Genomic DNA, 16688 nt, shown 5'->3' with positions numbered 1-16688 from the left:
ACGACATTGTCATGTCGTGCCGAAAGGAACAGACATGCTCGAGATCAAGAAGTACCGCTTCTATTTCTGCCCCTGCACCCAGGACCTCTATGGCGACGAGGTGCTCAAGCACGTCGCCGAGCACTCCGCCGAGGTCGTCGCGGCGCTCAACGCCTCCGACAAGGTGCCCTTCGAGGTCGTGCTCAAGCCCAACCTGCTCACCTCCGACGTCATCCAGGCCACCTTCAACGAGGCCAACATGGACCCGGAGTGCGCGGGCATCATCACCTGGGCGCACACCTTCTCCCCGTCCAAGAACTACATCGCCGGCCTGCGCGACCTCCGCAAGCCGCTGTGCCAGTTCGCGACGCAGTACAACGAGGAGATCCCGTACGACACCATCGACATGGACTTCATGAACGAGAACCAGGCGGCCCATGGCGAGCGTGAGTTCGGGCACATCTTCGCCCGCATGCGTTGGAACCACAAGGTGATCTTTGGCTACTGGAAGGACGAGTCGGTCCTCGCCGAGCTCGGCGCCTGGCAGCGCGTGGCGGTGGGCATCAACGAGTCCCGCAACATCCGCGTGTGCCGCTTCGCCGACACCATGCGCAACGTCGCGGTGACCGACGGCGACAAGGTCGAGGCTCAGCAGGTCTTTGGCTGGACCGTGGACGCCTGGCCGGTGAACGACCTCGTGCCCTACGTCGACGCCGTCACCCCGGACGAGGTCAAGGCCCTCACCGACGAGTACTACGACACCTATGAGCTCGTGCTCGACGGCCGCGACCCGGACGAGTTCCGTCGCCACGTCGAGGTCCAGGCCGCCCAGGAGATCGGCATCGAGCGCTTCCTCGTGGAGCACAACTACAACGCCTTCTCCGACCACTTCGGCGACCTCGGCGGGCTCAAGCAGCTGCCGTCCCTGGCCATCCAGCGCCTCATGCAGAAGGGCTTTGGCTTTGGCCCCGAGGGCGACTGGAAGACGCCCGCGATGGTGCGCCTCATGAAGGCCATGACCGCCGGCGACCCGTCCGCCAAGGGCTCCGCCCTCATGGAGGACTACACCTACAACCTGGTCCCGGGCAAGGAGGGCATCCTCGAGTCCCACATGGCCGAGGTCGACCCGTCCGTCGCCGAGGGCAGGATCGCCATCCGCGCCACGCCGCTCTCCATGGGCGATCGCGAGGACCCCGCGCGCCTGATCTTCACCGCCAAGACCGGCCCGGCCATCGCCACGTCCCTCGTCGACCTGGGCAACCGCTTCCGCCTGATCATCCAGGACGTCGACTGCAAGAAGGTCGAGAAGCCCATGCCGATGCTGCCCACCGGCACCGTCTTCTGGACCCCGCGTCCCAACCTCAAGGTGGGCACCGAGGCCTGGATCTACGCGGGCGGCGCGCACCACACCGCGATGTCCTACGACCTCACGGCCGACCAGATGGTCGACTGGGCCGACGCCATGGGCATCGAGTCCGTGGTCATCGACGCCGACACCACCATCCGCGGCTTCAAGCGCGACCTCATGCTCGGCGAGGTCTGCTACCGCTAGCGACACGAAGGGACAGCCCCTTTGTCACACGGCGGCCGCGTCCTCGCCCGGGGGCGCGGCCGCTTCACTCAACAAGGAGAAGACATGGCACTCACCAAAGAACAGATCGTCGGAGAGATCGAGTCCGGCGCCACCTCGCTGGGCATCGAGTACGGCTCCACGCGCATCAAGGCGGTTCTCGTGAGCTCCGAGAACGACCCCATCGCCATCGGCGCCTTCGACTGGGAGAACTCGCTGGTCGACGGCTACTGGACCTACAGCAAAGACGAGATCTTCGCGGGTCTTGCCTCCGCGTACGCGTCCATGAAGAAGGACGTGGCCGAGAAGTACGGCGTCACCCTCAAGAAGCTCGGCGCGCTCGGCATCTCCGCGATGATGCACGGCTACCTGCCCTTCGACGCCGAGGGCAACCTGCTCGTGCCCTTCCGCACTTGGCGCAACACCACCACCACGCAGGCCGCCCACGAGCTCTCCGAGCTCTTCGCCTTCCACACGCCCGAGCGCTGGAGCGTCTCCCACATCTACCAGGCCGTCCTGAACGGCGAGGAGCACGTCTCCAAGATTGACTTCTTCACCACGCTCGCGGGCTACGCGCACTGGGCGCTCACCGGCGAGAAGGTCCTCTCGATCGGCGACGCCTCCGGCATGTTCCCCATCGACTCCACCACCCACGACTACGACGCCGTTATGCTCGCCAAGTTCGACGAGCTCGTCGCGAGCAAGGGCGTGGCGTGGAAGGTCGAGGACCTGCTGCCCAAGATCCTCGTCGCCGGCGACGTCGCCGGTCACCTCACGGCCGAGGGCGCGGTACTTCTCGACAAGGACGGCGACCTCGAGCCCGGCTGCCCGGTCTGCCCGCCCGAGGGCGACGCCGGCACCGGCATGATCGCCACCAACTCCGTGGCGCCGCGCACCGGCAACGTCTCGGCCGGCACCTCGGTCTTCTCGATGGTCGTGCTCGAGCACGCGCTCAAGGACGCCACCGTGCCCGAGATCGACATCGTGACCACCCCCGTGGGCGACCCGGTGGCCATGGTGCACTGCAACAACTGCACCTCCGACATCAACGACTGGGTCGACCTGCTCTGCGACTTCTCCGAGCTCATGGGCGCCAAGCTCGACAAGGGCGAGGTCTTCACCAAGCTCTTCAACGCCGCGCTCACGGGCGACAAGGACGCCGGTGGGCTCGTCTCCATCCCGTTCATCTCGGGCGAGACGGTCATGGGCGTCCAGACCGGCTACCCGATGGTGGTCCGCGGCCAGAACGCCAACTTCACGATCGCCAACTTCATGCGCATGAACATCATGGCCGCCTTCGGCGCCCTGGCCGCCGGCAACGAGGTCCTGCGCGCCGAGGACGTCAAGATCGACAAGCTCTACGGCCACGGCGGCATCTTCAAGACCCCCAAGGTCGCGCAGAGCCTGCTCGCCGCCGCGCTCGAGGCGCCCGTGACCGTCATGGCGACCGCCGGCGAGGGCGGCGCCTGGGGCCAGGCCGTCGCGGCGTCCTACATGATCCACAAGGCCGAGGGCGAGTCGCTGGCCGACTACCTCAACGACAAGGTGTTCGCGGACATGGAGGGCATCACGCTCGAGCCCGACGCCGCCGACGTCGAGGGCTACCGCGCCTTCCTTGCCACGTTCAAGAAGGTCAACGAGGCCGAGAAGGCCGCCGAGGCCGCCCTCGCCTGATGAAAGGGGACCGTCCCTTTTCATCGTCTGACTGATTGGAGAGAAGCACATGATGCTCAAGGAGCTTCGCGAGAAGGTCTACGAGGCCAACATGGACCTTCCCAAGCACGGTCTGGTCGTGTTCACCTGGGGCAACGCCTCCGAGCTCGACCGCGAGAAGGGCCTCTTCGTGATCAAGCCCTCCGGCGTGGACTACGACGAGCTCACGCCCGAGTCCATGGTCGTCTGTGACCTCGACGGCAAGGTCGTCGAGGGGGACCTCAACCCCTCCTCAGACACCGCCACCCACGCCTACCTCTACCAGAAGTGGGGCGACAAGATCGGCGGCGTCGTGCACACGCACTCGTCCTGGGCCGTCTCCTGGGCGCAGGCCGGCCGCGACGTGCCGGCCTACGGCACCACGCACGCGGACTACTTCTACGGCCCGGTGCCCTGCATGCGCGGCCTGACCGAGGCCGAGATCGAGGAGGCCTACGAGCTCAACACCGGCAAGGTGATCTACGAGGGCTTCACCGAGCGCGGCATCGACCCGGTGGCCGTTCCCGCCGTCCTCGTGCGCAACCACGGCCCCTTCTCCTGGGGCAAGGATGCTGCGCAGGCGGTCTACCACGCGGTGGTGCTCGAGGAGGTCGCCAAGATGGCAACCCGCACCGAGGCGCTGCTGCCCGGCGTCGAGCCGGCGCCGCAGTACCTGCAGGACAAACATTACATGCGTAAGCACGGCCCCAACGCCTACTACGGCCAGGGCGGCGCGCACTAGCGGACACGAGCGAGTGAGAGGGGAGGACGAGCGCATGGCGGCCAAGGTGACCCTGCGCGACATCGCGCGCGAGGTGGGGCTCTCGACCACCGCCGTGTCGCTCGTCCTCAACGATCGCCCGTGCAAGATCTCGGAGGAGAGCCGCCGGCGCATCAAGGAGGTGGCGCGCCGCAAGCGCTACATCCCCAACCAGATCGCCCGCAGCCTCGTGACCCGGCGCTCCCAGACCATCGGCCTGGTGGTGCCCAACATCGAGAGCAGGTTCTTCTCGTCCCTCGCGCGCAGGCTCGAGCTGGGGTGTCGCGAGCGCGGCTACGTGCTGCTGATCACCAACTCCGACGACTCCCCGGAAAACGACGCCGAGCTCGTGGGTCTTCTCGCCAACCGCGGCGTGGACGGGATCTTTGTCGTGGCCTCCACCGGGTCCGAGGGGGACCCCGCCCTGCGCTCGGCGCTCGAGGGCCTGCCCATGCCGTTTGTGATGGTCGACCGCCTCGCCGAGGGCATCGCCTGCGACAAGGTCGCCTTCAACAACGAGGCGGGCGGCTACCTGGCGTGCCGCTACCTCCTCGACGCCGGGCACCGCCGCATCGCGTGCCTGCTCAACGTGGCCTCCAACACCGGGCGCGAGCGCCTGGCGGGCTACGAGCGGGCGCTGCGCGAGCGCGGCATCGAGCCCGACCCCGCGCTCGTGCTGCCGTGCGCCTACTACATCCCCAAGGCCTACGAGGTGGCGGCCCGTCTGCTCGACACCGACGCCACGGCGGTCTTTGCGGGCAGCGACAACATCGCGCTGGGCCTGCTCAAGCGCCTCTACGAGCGGGGGCTGCGCGTCCCGCGCGACTACTCGGTGGTGAGCTACGACAACTCGGCGGCGGACGTGCTGTTTGAGCCGGCGCTCACCTCCATCGAGCAGAACGTCGACGAGCTCGCCGCGGCGGCGCTCGACGTGATGTTTAGGCGCGTGGAGGAGGACGAGCTCGGGGAGCCCGAGGAGCGGATCCTCATGCCGCGCCTCGTGATCAAGAGCAGCGTGCGCGCGGTGGGCGAGCCGCCTGCGGAGGTCGTTTAGTAAACGTTCGGTCAAAATGAAAAACCCTGTGAGGTAAAACGTTTTACCAAATATACTGAAACCGTTAGGAAACATCGCGGGCTCGACACGCGAGGCCGCGAGGGAGAAAGGGAACAGCATGGCTAACCCCGTCATCGGCACCCCGTGGAAGAAGCTCAACGGGCCGGTCTCCGAGGAGGAGCTCAAGGGCGTCGACCGCTACTGGCGCGCCGCCAACTACCTCTCCGTGGGCCAGATCTACCTGCGCTCCAACCCGCTCATGCGCGAGGGCTTCAGCCGCGAGGACGTCAAGCACCGCCTCGTGGGCCACTGGGGCACCACGCCCGGCATCAACTTCCTCTTTGGCCACATCAACCGCCTCATCGCCGACCACCAGCAAAACGCCATCTTCCTGATGGGCCCCGGTCACGGCGGCCCGGCCGGCACCGCGCAGTCCCTGCTCGACGGCACCTATCGTGAGGTCCGCCCGGACATCACCGACGACGAGGCCGGCCTGCAGAAGTTCTTCCGCCAGTTCTCCTACCCCGGCGGCATCCCCAGCCACTACGCGCCCGAGACCCCCGGCTCCATCCACGAGGGCGGCGAGCTCGGCTACACGCTCTCCCACGCCTACGGTGCCGTCCTCGACAACCCGAGCCTGCTCGCGGTGGCCGTGGTGGGCGACGGCGAGGCCGAGACCGGACCTCTTGCCACGTCCTGGCAGACCAACAAGTTCATGGACCCGCTGACCGACGGCATCGTGCTGCCGATCCTGCACCTCAACGGCTACAAGATCGCCAACCCCACGATCCTCGCCCGCATCTCCGACGCCGAGCGCGACGAGTTCTTCCGCGGCATGGGCTACCACCCGTACAACTTCGTCGCCGGCTTTGACAACGAGGACCACTCCTCGATCCACCGTCGCTTCGCCGCGCTGCTCGAGGCCGTCTTCGACGAGATCTGCGACATCAAGGCCCGTGTGGCAGCCGGCGAGGCGTCCCGCCCGTTCTACCCGATGATCGTCTTCCGCACCCCCAAGGGCTGGACCTGCCCCAAGGAGATCGACGGCAAGAAGACCGAGGGCTCCTGGCGTGCCCACCAGGTGCCGCTGGCCTCCGCGCGCGACACCGAGGAGCACTTCCAGATCCTCAAGGGCTGGATGGAGTCCTACAGGCCCGAGGAGCTCTTCGACGAGAACGGCGCCATCCGTCCCGAGGTCAACGACTGGATGCCCACCGGCGAGCTGCGCATCGGCGCCAACCCCAACGCCAACGGCGGCCTTATCCGCAACGAGCTCACGCTCCCCGACACCCGCAAGTACGAGGTGCCGGTCGCCGAGAAGGGCCACGGCTTCGGCGCCGTCGAGGCCACGCGCGTCCTGGGCGAGTACACCGCCGAGCTCATCAACAACAACCGCGACGCCTTCCGCATCTTTGGCCCGGACGAGACCGCGTCCAACCGCCTGCAGCCGTCCTACCAGGTGACCGACAAGCAGTGGTTTGGCGAGGGCAACTACGACGACCCGGCCAACGACGAGCACCTCTCGCCCGTGGGCAACGTCATCGAGCAGCTCTCCGAGCACCAGTGCGAGGGCCTGCTCGAGGGCTACATCCTCACCGGCCGTAACGGCCTCTGGAGCTCCTACGAGTCCTTCGTCCACATCGTGGACTCCATGGTCAACCAGCACTGCAAGTGGCTCGAGGCCACCGTGCGCCACATCGACTGGCGCAAGCCCATCTCCGGCCTCAACATGCTGCTCTCCAGCCACGTCTGGCGCCAGGACCACAACGGCTTCTCCCACCAGGACCCCGGCTTCGTGGACGTTCTTCTCAACAAGAACTTCAACAACGACCACGTGGTGAACATCTACTACCCGGCCGACGCCAACCTGCTGCTCGCCGTCGCCGAGCGCGCCTACGCGTCCACCAACTGCGTGAACGCCATCTTCGCCGGCAAGCAGCCCGCGCCCACGTGGCTCACGCTCGACGAGGCGCGCGAGGAGCTCGCGGCTGGCGCCGCCGAGTGGAAGTGGGCCTCCAACACCGCCGAGGGTGAGGAGCCCGACGTCGTGCTCGCCTGCTGCGGCGACGTGCCCACCGGCGAGGCCATGGCCGCGCTCGACCTGCTCGACAAGCTCGGCGTCAAGGTCCGCCTGGTCAACGTGGTCGACCTTCTCAGCATCCAGAACGTCTCCGAGAACGATCACGCCATGTCTGACGAGAAGTTCGTCGAGCTCTTCACGGCCGACAAGCCGGTTCTGTTTGCGTTCCACGCCTATCCCGGCACGATCCGCCGCCTCATCTGGGACCGTCCGAACCACGACAACTTCAACGTTCACGGCTACCAGGAGCAGGGTTCCACGACCACGCCGTACGACATGGTCCGCGTGAACGACATGGACCGCTGGGCCCTTGCCGCCGATGCCCTGCGCATGATCGACGCCGACAAGTGGTCCGCGCAGATCGGCGAGTGGGAGAACTTCCGCGTCGACGCGTTCCAGTTTGCCGTCGACAACGGCTACGACCACCCGGCCTTCACCGACTGGAAGTGGCGTGACGCCTCCGACGCGGGCGAGGACATCTCCGCCACGCAGATGACCGCGGGCGACAACGAGTAAGTCGCGCTCGCACCATACGCACCTGAGGGGCCGCCCGCCCTTCTCTCCGGTTCACTGAGCTTCGCTCAGAAATCACCGGATGAGAAGGGCGGGCGGCCCGTGTCGTATGGGTCGAAGGTCGCTGACGACTAGGAGAAGAGCTGCTGGGCAAGAAGAGCCGGCCGGGCCCGTTTGCGTACGACGAAGGTCGCTGACAACCAGGGGAAGAGATGCCGTCCGCCGAGAAATGAGCCGCTGGCCAGATGGGGAGCCAAACATTGTTCGGCGGTGTTTATCATGGTGTTCACGTTGTGAGACACGGAAGGGCGGTTTGTTGCATGAGAAACGTCGGGGTTCGAGAGATCAGCAGGAAGACGGGCTTCTCCCCGGCGACGGTGTCCAATGCGCTCAACCGCAAGCGCGGCGTGAACAAGGAGACGGCGGCGATCATCCTGCGCGCGGCCCGCGAGCTCGGCTATGACCGCTCCAACCACATCACTCACATCAACTTTGTCCAGGCGCGCAAGACCGGAGAGATTCTCGACGAAGGCACCTTCCACATGGGTGTCATCAAGGGCGTCGAGCGTGCGGCGCGCGAGCACGACCTGAGCATCATCTTCACCAACATGGAGCTCGGTGACCGCCAGGCGGCCGCGCGCGAGGCCCGCGAGATCGTCAATGACTCCTCGAGCGCCGTGGTCCTTCTTGGCACGGAGATGGCGGAGGAGGACTACGACCTGTTCAGGGGTGCCAAGTCGCCGTTTGTGGTCGTTGACGGGTGGAGCGACCACCTCTTCTTCGAGTGCATCGTGACCTCCAACGAGAACTCGGCCCTGCGTGCGGTGAGCTACCTCATCAAGATGGGGCACCGAGAGATCGGCTACATCGCGGGGTCGTATCGCATCAAGAACTTCCCGCTGCGCGAGCGCGGCTACCGTCGGGCGATGCGCGAGGCCAACCTTCCCGTCAACCCCAACTTCCGTGTTGAGGTGGGGACCACGGTCAACACCGCCTACGAGTCCATGAAGGCGTGGCTGGCCACTAACCCGGTGCTGCCCACGGCGTTTTTCGTCGAGAACGACATCATGGCGCTCGGCTGCATGCGCGCCATGACCGAGCGCGGCATCAAGATCCCCGAGGACGTCTCGGTGCTGGGGTTTGACGACCTCTCCTTCGCGAGCATCTCCAACCCGCCGCTCACGACGATGCGCGTCCCCAACGGCGAGATGGGCGAGCTCGCGGTGAAGACCATCGTGGACCGCATGCGCTCGCCGCGCGACTACACGAGCGTGGTGCACCTCTCGACGACCTTCGTCGAGCGGCAGAGCGTCCTTCGCCTCGTCTGACGCGGCGCTTTGCGCGCAATCTGACCTGTGCGGGGGATGCCGCGCTGCAAAATCGGCCTTCGATCCATATTCGGCCGGGCGGGAAAACAAAACCGCGCTTCGATCCATGAGTATTTTGCCCTCAGGCGCGGTCCTCGCGCTTGCTCGATTGCATATGCCCAGTTGAGCTATCGCGAGGAGCATCTCGAATCGGCCCGAGGGGTCATTTTTCCATGGATCGAAGCACGGTTTTGTTCTGCGGGTCGGCCGAATATGGACTGAAGGCCGATTTTGCAGTCCATGGGACTGATCCCCGGAGGATTTTTTGCCCCGCGCGGCTTCAGCGCATCGTGTCGAGGGCGTCGTCGAGCGCGGAGATGAGCGGCACGAGTCGATCGAGGTCGGCGGAGAGGTCGGACATCACCGCAAACGCGTAGGCGCCGTCCTCCGAGATGACCACGCCGGCGTCGTTGGTCGAGGTGTAGCCGGTTCCGTCAGCGGGATACCATCCGGCCTTGGCCCAGACCTCGTGCTCGTCGCGCAGGGCGTCGCCGCTGGGAGAGAAGCCCGTCTGCGCGAGCAGCCCCGTGAGCTCCTCGGCGCCCGCCTCGCCCGAGGTGCCGTAGCGCCAGATCTCCCGCCACACCGCCACGAGCTCGTTTGCCGTGATGTCGGGGTAGTAGTGGTCATAGGCGCGCCCGCCGGCGCCCGTCGCCCCGCACTCTGTGAGCCACGCGGCAAACGGCGCGAGCTTAAAGGTCTCGATCAGCGTCTCGTACGAGGTGTTGGAGGAGTTGAGCAGGCAGTCGGCCATGGTCTGCCCCAGGCCCGCCGAGCCGCCGTATGTCTCGCAGACGTAGGCGCAGTAGGCGGCCTTGATGGCGCTTGCCGGATAGCGGACCTCGTCTGCGTTGTAGCTCACGCCGACGCCGGTCTCCAGGTCGACGGCGCGCACGCTCACGCTGTGGCCCGCCTCCACGAGCGGGGAGATCTCTGACTCCAGGGCGGCAAACTCCTCCGTCTCGAGGAAGCCCTCGGGCGCGCTCACGGTCACGCCCAGATCTGAGGCGGCTTCGACGACGGGGCCGCTGGGATCGAAGGCCTCGTCCTCGGCGGGGGCGTTTTCTGCCGCGGGCTCGGCGGCCTGCTCGTCCTGCTCGCCCTGCGCGCCCGCCGCCGCGTCGTCCGGCTCCTCGTCGGGGGCTCGGTCCTCGACCTCGACCTGCGCCGCTGGCTCGCTTTGCTCGGCGGTGAAGGCAGGCTCCGTCGCGCCGCACGAGGCAAGGAGAACCGTGCATGCCGTACCTGCCAGCGCCTGAGCAAGCGTCGTTCCGTGCCTCATGAAGCCTCCAACCCACGTTGAATCCTCCCCATTATCGCAGCGTCAGGAGGGCGTTTGGTATCCATTGTGAAAAAACGCGCGAACGGTCGGGCGCGGGATAGGGCCTCTTCTATACGTCTCCGGGCAGCCCCGCCGCACCGTGGAGATGTTGTGCTGCCTGCCTCCGCATCCGCGCCGCCGTAAGGTTTCTGCACAGGTTGTGCAATACTACGCAGGCTGTGCAATATCCGGGTCCCGCGACCCGGTCCGCAACGTCGAAGGGACTGCCCGCCACATGCAGGAATGCGTGCTCAGCACCGACCGCAGGAGCGTCCGGACTAGGTCTGCCCTGCGCCGCGCCCTCGCCGAGGAGATCGCCTCCACCGGCGACCTCTCCCGCGTGACCGTCACCGCGGTGACGGAGCGCGCCGGCGTCACGCGCCGCACCTTCTACTCCCACTTCCGTGACATCCCCGACCTCGTTCGCCAGATCGAGGACGAGACCCTCGCCGAGCTGCGCGCTCCGCTCGCGCGCCTGGCCGCGTGCCACCTCGACGACCTGCGCCGCGCCCTCGCCCACGGCGAGCCGGCCCCCGGCGCCGAGGCGCTGCTGCGCGCCGTTCGCGAACGCGGCGACTACCTGCGCCCGCTGCTCGGCAACGGCGGTGACCCGGCCTTTGCCGAGCGCATCAAGGCGCTCGTGCACGAGGTCGTGGGCATGCGCGCGGTCGACGGGCTTGACCTGCGCGCGTTTGGCCCGCTCTTTGACTACTACCTCACGTTTGCCATCTCGGCCGAGGTCGGCGTGCTCCTGCGCTGGCTCGACGGCGGCATGCGCGAGAGCGTTCCCACCATGGCGCGCCTCATGACCGCGCTCATGTTCGTGCGCCCAGGAGACCTCTACGACAGCCCCATCGACCTTGACATACCCAGCTTCGCGCTCGCCGCCATGTGCTCCAAGGAGGACAACTGATGACCGACAAGACCGCCGCTTCCATCCGGGCCGAGCAAACCGCGCGCGCCCACAAGCCGCTCGAGCTCAAGCAGGAGGGCGCCGAGCTCTCGCCGGCGCGTCCCGCTGACTTCTCCCACGCCCACCTGCGCCTGGGCATCGACGTGGGCTCCACCACCGTCAAGCTCGCCGTCATCGACGACTCTGACAACCTCGTCTACGCCAACTACGAGCGCCACCACACCGACATCCGCGCCACGGCAAAGGAGCTCTTCGCCCGCGCCCGCAAGGTGATCGGCGAGGCGCCCATGCGCGTCTCGATCACCGGCTCCGGCGGCATGCTGCTCGCGAGCTGGCTCGACCTCGAGTTCGTCCAGGAGGTCATCGCCTCCAAGCGCGCCGTCGAGACGCTCATCCCCCAGACCGACTGCGCGATCGAGCTCGGCGGCGAGGACGCCAAGATCATCTATTTCGACAACGGCATCGAGCAGCGCATGAACGGCACCTGCGCCGGCGGTACGGGCGCCTTCATCGACCAGATGGCGAGCCTTCTGCACACCGACGCCTCCGGCCTGAACGAGCTCGCCAAGGGCGCCACGCAGATCCACCCCATCGCGAGCCGCTGCGGCGTCTTCGCCAAGTCCGACGTCCAGCCGCTGCTCAACGAGGGCGCCCGCCCCGAGGACATCGCGGCCTCCATCTTCCAGGCCGTGGCCAACCAGACGGTCTCCGGCCTTGCGTGCGGGCACCCCATCCGCGGCCACGTGGCGTTTCTCGGCGGCCCGCTCCAGTACCTCTCGGAGCTCCGCAAGCGCTTCTACCTCACGCTCAACCTCGACGACGAGCACATCATCGTGCCCGAGAACGCGCACCTGTTCGTGGCCACCGGCGCGGCGCTCGCCGGCGAGTCCGAGAAGTACGTGACCTTTGGCGAGGTCATCCAGCTGCTCGAGAACCTCAAGGACGTCCAGGGCTCCGAGGTCGCGCGCCTCGAGCCGCTCTTCGAGACCGAGGCCGACTACCAGGAGTTCAAGGAGCGCCACGACAAGCAGGTGGTGCCCAAGGGCGACCTCGAGAGCTATCAGGGCCGCGTGTTCATCGGCATCGACGCCGGCTCCACCACGATGAAGGCCGCCGTGGTGGGCGAGGCGGGCGAGCTGCTCTACACCTGGTACGGCAACAACAACGGCGACGTCCTCGGCACCGCGCGCACCATCATGGACGACATCTACGACAAGATGCCGGCCGGCTGCGTCATCGGCCACGTGACCACCACGGGCTACGGCGAGCAGATCCTCATCGAGGCCCTCCGCGCCGACTCCGGCGAGATCGAGACCGTCGCGCACCTGCGCGGCGCCAAGGCCTTTGTCCCGGGCGTCGAGTTCATCCTCGACATCGGCGGCCAGGACATGAAGTGCCTGCAGGTCAAGGACGGCGTGATCGAGCACATCATGCTCAACGAGGCCTGCTCCTCGGGCTGCGGCAGCTTCATCGAGAGCTTCGCCGTGTCCATGAACATGTCCGTCCAGGAGTTCGCGCAGGCGGCCGTGGCCGCCAAGAGCCCCGTCGACCTGGGGTCGCGCTGCACCGTCTTCATGAACTCCCGCGTCAAGCAGGCGCAGAAGGAGGGCGCGACCATCGGCGACGTGGCGGCGGGCCTCTCGTACTCCGTCATCAAGAACGCGCTGTTCAAGGTCATCAAGCTCCGCGACTTCGACGAGATCGGCCAGTACTGCGTGGTCCAGGGCGGCACCTTCATGTCCGACGCCACCCTGCGCGCCTTCGAGCTGCTCACCGGGCGCGACGTCATCCGACCGGACATCGCCGGCACGATGGGCGCCTACGGCGCGGCCCTTCTCGCCCGCGACCGCGCCGGAGTCGGCGGCACCTCGCAGCTGCTCTCCCGCGAGGAGATCGACAACCTCCAGGTCAAGCACACCAACGTCCACTGCGGGCGCTGCTCCAACAACTGCCTGCTCACGATCAACGACTTTGGCGGCGGCCGTCGCTTCATCACGGGCAACCGCTGCGAGAAGGGCGCCGGCGGCTCGCGCGCCAAGAAAAACGACGCCCCCAACCTCTTTGACTTCAAGAACAAGCTGCTCTTTGACCGCCCGGTGATCTCGCCGGAGGAGGCGCCCCGCGGCACCGTGGGCATCCCGCGCGCGCTCAACATGTACGAGAACTACCCGTTCTGGCACGCGTTCTTCACCAAGCTGGGCTTCTCGGTGGTGCTCTCCGACCAGACCTCGGCGGCCACCTACGACGCCGGCATCGAGTCGATGCCCTCCGAGAGCGTGTGCTACCCGGCCAAGCTCTCCCACGGCCACATCATGAACCTGCTGGCCAAGGACCCCGACTTCATCTGGATGCCCTGCATTCGCTGGGAGCGCCAGGAGGACGAGGGCGCCACGAACCACTACAACTGCCCGATCGTCATGAGCTACCCGCAGGCGCTGGGCCTCAACGTCGACGAGCTGGGGGAGGGGAGCAAGGTCGAGTACCTCTCGCCCTTCATCCCCTATGACAAGAAGCGCGAGCTCAAGCGCCGCCTCTACGAGCTGATCGTGGAGCAGCGCGAGAAGGATGCCGCCGAGGGCCGCGGGCGCGTCCGCGGTGAGCGCATCACCCGCTCCGAGATCGACGCCGCCGTCAACGCCGCGTGGGAGGCCGACCTCGAGTTCAAGGACGCCATGCACCGCGCCGGCGACGAGGCCCTGCGCTGGATCGAGGAGCACGACGCCCACGGCATCGTGCTCGCCGGCCGTCCCTATCACAACGACCCCGAGATCAACCACGCCATTCCGTCGCTGGTGCACTCCTTCGGCTTTGCCGTTCTCACCGAGGACTCCGTGGCGCACAAGATGAAGCCCGAGCGCCCCATCCGCGTGATCGACCAGTGGATGTTCCACAGCCGCCTCTACCGCGCGGCGCGCTTCGTGGCCTCCCGCAACGACCTCGACCTCATTCAGCTCTTCTCGTTTGGCTGCGGACTCGACGCCCTGACCACCGACCAGGTCCAGGAGATCCTCGAGGCCTCCGGCAAGATCTACACCGTCCTCAAGATCGACCAGGTGTCCAACCTCGGCGCCGCCCGCATCCGCATCCGCTCACTCATGGCGGCCCTCACCGAGCAGCGCGAGGAGCTGCGTCGCGCCGCCTCCCAGGGCAAGGTCCGCGAGGTCGAGCCCGTGGGCGTCATGAGCGCCGACGGCTCCATCGAGCGCGCCCGCGCCACCGCGCCCGGCCGCGTGCCCGTCTATCGCGAGGCCGCCAGCGCCGCCTTCGAGAAGGTCCGCTACACCGAGGACATGCAGAAGGCCGGCTACACCATCCTCGTGCCGCAGATGGCGCCGATCCACTTTGACCTGCTCGAGGTCCTGCTCAAGAGCGCCGGCTACAACGTGGTGCTGCTGCCCTCCGTCGACCAGGGCGCCGTCGAGGCCGGCCTCAAGTACGTCAACAACGACATCTGCTACCCGTCGATCCTGGTCACGGGCCAGATCATGGAGGCGGTGCTCTCCGGCGAGTACGACCTCTCGCGCACGGCCGTCATCATCACCCAGACCGGCGGCGGCTGCCGCGCCACCAACTACATCGCGCTCATCCGCAAGGCGCTCAAGGACTCCGGCCACCCCGAGGTTCCGGTGATCTCCCTCACCGCGGCCTCCGGCCTGGACGAGAAGAACCCGGGCTTCTCCATCTTCAAGCCCGACCTGCTGGTCAAGGCCGTCTACGCCCTGCTTTACGGCGACCTCATCATGCAGCTGCTCTACCGCTGCCGTCCCTACGAAGCGCAGGCCGGCGCCGCCGATGCGCTCTATGACCGCATGATGGCCGAGGCCAAGGGCTTCGTGGCGTCCTCCACGGCGTCTCGCGGCAGGTTCTACCAGCTCTGCCAGCGCACCATCGATGCCTTCGAGGCGCTGCCGCTCGAGGACGACCGCTCCAAGCCGCGTGTGGGCGTGGTGGGCGAGATTCTCGTCAAGTTCCACCCCACGGCAAACAACCAGGTGGTCAAGGTCATCGAGCAGGAGGGTTGCGAGGCCAACGTGCCCGGCCTCGTGGACTTCTTCCTCTTTGGCATGACCAACGCCATCAACACCAACGCCGAGCTTGGCACCAAGGCCTCGAGCCGCCTCACGCACATGGCTGGCATCAAGCTCATCGAGAGCTTCCGCGAGCCCATCAACAAGATGCTCGCCAAGACCACGCGCTTCCAGACCTATCCCGACATCTTCGAACTCGCCGCCAAGGCCGAGAAGGTGCTGTCCCTGTGCAACACGATGGGCGAGGGCTGGCTGCTCACGGCCGAGATGGTCGACCTCATTGAGACCGGAACGCCCAACATCGTGTGCTGCTCGCCGTTTGCGTGCCTGCCCAACCACGTGGTGGGCAAGTCCGTGATCAAGCGCCTGCGCCAGATGCACCCCGAGAGCAACATCGTGGCCGTGGACTACGACCCGGGTGCCTCCGAGGTCAACCAGCTCAACCGCATCAAGCTCATGATCTCCGTGGCCAAGGAGAACTATCGCGTCAACCGCGAGGGGGGATTCCGCCTGGAGAACCCCTCCGACCCGGTGACCAACGAGGCGGTCGCGCCCTACACCGGGAGCGCCCGCTTCGAGGACTCCGTCGCCCGCGGCGACGGCTCGGCCTGCGGCGCGCACGGCGGGAGCATCGAGCTCACCGACGAGCAGCTCGCCCAGATCGAGGAGGCCAAACGCCGCGCCGGCGTCACCAAGTAGGCCGTACGGCACAGGCCGCGCTGCTCGCCCGCGTCCCGGGACCGTCCGGGGCGCGGGCCTTTTCTTGCCCGGCGCGAGGCGAGAAGCGCGCGCGGCCCAAACCCACCGCACTTCTCGCCGCGTTTTGTCCGTCCAGTTGTGACAAAACGGACCTTAGGCTGAAAACACCCCCTTGCTAAGCTCACATATGTAGAGTACGTGAAGGCGATAAGCCCGGAGGGAGGTTACCATGGCACTCTTTGCGAAGGACCACATGCTCGGGACCATCGAGGCCTCGAGCCAATCCGATGCGTTCGAGGCGCTCGCGGCCGCGGCCGTGCGTCTGGGCGTTGCCACGGACCAGGCGGCGGTTGTGGCCGACTACAAGGAGCGCGAGATCGAGGGGACGACCGGCTTTGGCGGCGGCATCGCCATCCCGCACTCCAAGACCGACAACGTCTCCGATGCCACGCTGCTGTTCGCGCGCCTGTCCCAGCCCGTCGAGTGGAACTCGCTCGACGGCGAGCCCGTGGACACGCTCATCAGCATCCTCGCGCCCAAGAGCGGGGCGGACGTGCACCTGCAGCTGCTCGCCAAGCTCGCCCGCAAGCTCATGCACGACGACTTCACCGCCGTGCTCAAGGGCGGCTCGGCCGACGAGGTCTGCGAGGCCATCCAGGCGGCCATCAGCTAGGAAAGAGGCGGGGGATTCCTCCCGACGAGAGCAAGAGAG

At 66.9% G+C, this 16688-nt stretch carries 10 protein-coding genes; 9 read left to right on the top strand and 1 reads right to left on the bottom strand.

Translation table 11 applies throughout. The features are described 5' to 3' along the window. Positions 1-34 precede the first annotated feature (34 nt). From araA to B5F85_RS03260, 6 genes are all read left to right on the top strand, one after another. Positions 35-1531 (top strand): L-arabinose isomerase, encoded by a 1497-nt coding sequence (gene araA / locus B5F85_RS03285; RefSeq protein WP_087314387.1) that lies wholly within the window; start codon positions 35-37, stop codon positions 1529-1531. Between the two features lie 84 nt (positions 1532-1615). Continuing rightward, complete coding sequence (locus B5F85_RS03280; protein ID WP_087314385.1) at positions 1616-3223, top strand: FGGY-family carbohydrate kinase; 1608 nt, start codon at positions 1616-1618, stop codon at positions 3221-3223. 49 nt (positions 3224-3272) lie between these two features. Continuing rightward, positions 3273-3983, top strand: coding sequence for an L-ribulose-5-phosphate 4-epimerase (locus B5F85_RS03275; protein WP_087314383.1), 711 nt, complete (start codon positions 3273-3275; stop codon positions 3981-3983). Between the two features lie 34 nt (positions 3984-4017). Further along, entirely contained in the window at positions 4018-5055 is a 1038-nt protein-coding gene (locus tag B5F85_RS03270) for a LacI family DNA-binding transcriptional regulator (protein WP_087314381.1), read from the top strand. A gap of 118 nt (positions 5056-5173) precedes the next feature. Then, complete coding sequence (locus tag B5F85_RS03265) at positions 5174-7651, top strand: phosphoketolase (RefSeq protein ID WP_087314379.1); 2478 nt, start codon at positions 5174-5176, stop codon at positions 7649-7651. Between the two features lie 317 nt (positions 7652-7968). Next, positions 7969-8976: a substrate-binding domain-containing protein gene (locus B5F85_RS03260; protein WP_087314377.1), complete on the top strand. Its 1008-nt coding sequence runs from the start codon at positions 7969-7971 to the stop codon at positions 8974-8976. 319 nt (positions 8977-9295) lie between these two features. Here B5F85_RS03260 and B5F85_RS03255 read toward each other — a convergent pair whose 3' ends face one another. Then, on the bottom strand, positions 9296-10297 hold the full coding sequence (locus tag B5F85_RS03255; protein ID WP_087314375.1) for a serine hydrolase: 1002 nt from the start codon (positions 10295-10297) through the stop codon (positions 9296-9298). 274 nt (positions 10298-10571) lie between these two features. Here B5F85_RS03255 and B5F85_RS03250 point away from each other — a divergent pair, with 274 nt between their 5' ends. The 3 genes from B5F85_RS03250 to B5F85_RS03240 all read left to right on the top strand — a co-directional run bounded on the left by B5F85_RS03250 (position 10572) and on the right by B5F85_RS03240 (position 16649). Then, complete coding sequence (locus B5F85_RS03250) at positions 10572-11249, top strand: TetR/AcrR family transcriptional regulator (RefSeq protein ID WP_087314373.1); 678 nt, start codon at positions 10572-10574, stop codon at positions 11247-11249. After that, positions 11249-15976: a 2-hydroxyacyl-CoA dehydratase gene (locus B5F85_RS03245; protein WP_087314371.1), complete on the top strand. Its 4728-nt coding sequence runs from the start codon at positions 11249-11251 to the stop codon at positions 15974-15976. The genes B5F85_RS03250 and B5F85_RS03245 overlap by 1 nt, the downstream gene beginning before the upstream one ends. A gap of 229 nt (positions 15977-16205) precedes the next feature. After that, positions 16206-16649, top strand: coding sequence for a PTS fructose transporter subunit IIA (locus B5F85_RS03240; RefSeq protein ID WP_087314369.1), 444 nt, complete (start codon positions 16206-16208; stop codon positions 16647-16649). Positions 16650-16688 lie beyond the last annotated feature (39 nt).

It is taken from the genome of Olsenella sp. An293 (assembly GCF_002159495.1).
GTDB lineage: Bacteria > Actinomycetota > Coriobacteriia > Coriobacteriales > Atopobiaceae > Thermophilibacter.
Note: the sequence above shows the minus strand (reverse complement) of the source record. Positions and strands in the feature narration are given on the sequence as shown.

What these genes read in the sequence shown, in the direction of transcription:
- B5F85_RS03255 (WP_087314375.1), bottom strand. Translation starts at nt 10,297, where the DNA reads ATGAGGCACGGAACGACGCTTGCTCAGGCGCTGGCAGGTACGGCATGC.
- B5F85_RS03275 (WP_087314383.1), top strand. Translation starts at nt 3,273, where the DNA reads ATGATGCTCAAGGAGCTTCGCGAGAAGGTCTACGAGGCCAACATGGAC.
- B5F85_RS03270 (WP_087314381.1), top strand. Translation starts at nt 4,018, where the DNA reads ATGGCGGCCAAGGTGACCCTGCGCGACATCGCGCGCGAGGTGGGGCTC.
- B5F85_RS03240 (WP_087314369.1), top strand. Translation starts at nt 16,206, where the DNA reads ATGGCACTCTTTGCGAAGGACCACATGCTCGGGACCATCGAGGCCTCG.
- B5F85_RS03260 (WP_087314377.1), top strand. Translation starts at nt 7,969, where the DNA reads ATGAGAAACGTCGGGGTTCGAGAGATCAGCAGGAAGACGGGCTTCTCC.
- B5F85_RS03250 (WP_087314373.1), top strand. Translation starts at nt 10,572, where the DNA reads ATGCAGGAATGCGTGCTCAGCACCGACCGCAGGAGCGTCCGGACTAGG.
- B5F85_RS03245 (WP_087314371.1), top strand. Translation starts at nt 11,249, where the DNA reads ATGACCGACAAGACCGCCGCTTCCATCCGGGCCGAGCAAACCGCGCGC.
- B5F85_RS03265 (WP_087314379.1), top strand. Translation starts at nt 5,174, where the DNA reads ATGGCTAACCCCGTCATCGGCACCCCGTGGAAGAAGCTCAACGGGCCG.
- B5F85_RS03280 (WP_087314385.1), top strand. Translation starts at nt 1,616, where the DNA reads ATGGCACTCACCAAAGAACAGATCGTCGGAGAGATCGAGTCCGGCGCC.
- araA (WP_087314387.1), top strand. Translation starts at nt 35, where the DNA reads ATGCTCGAGATCAAGAAGTACCGCTTCTATTTCTGCCCCTGCACCCAG.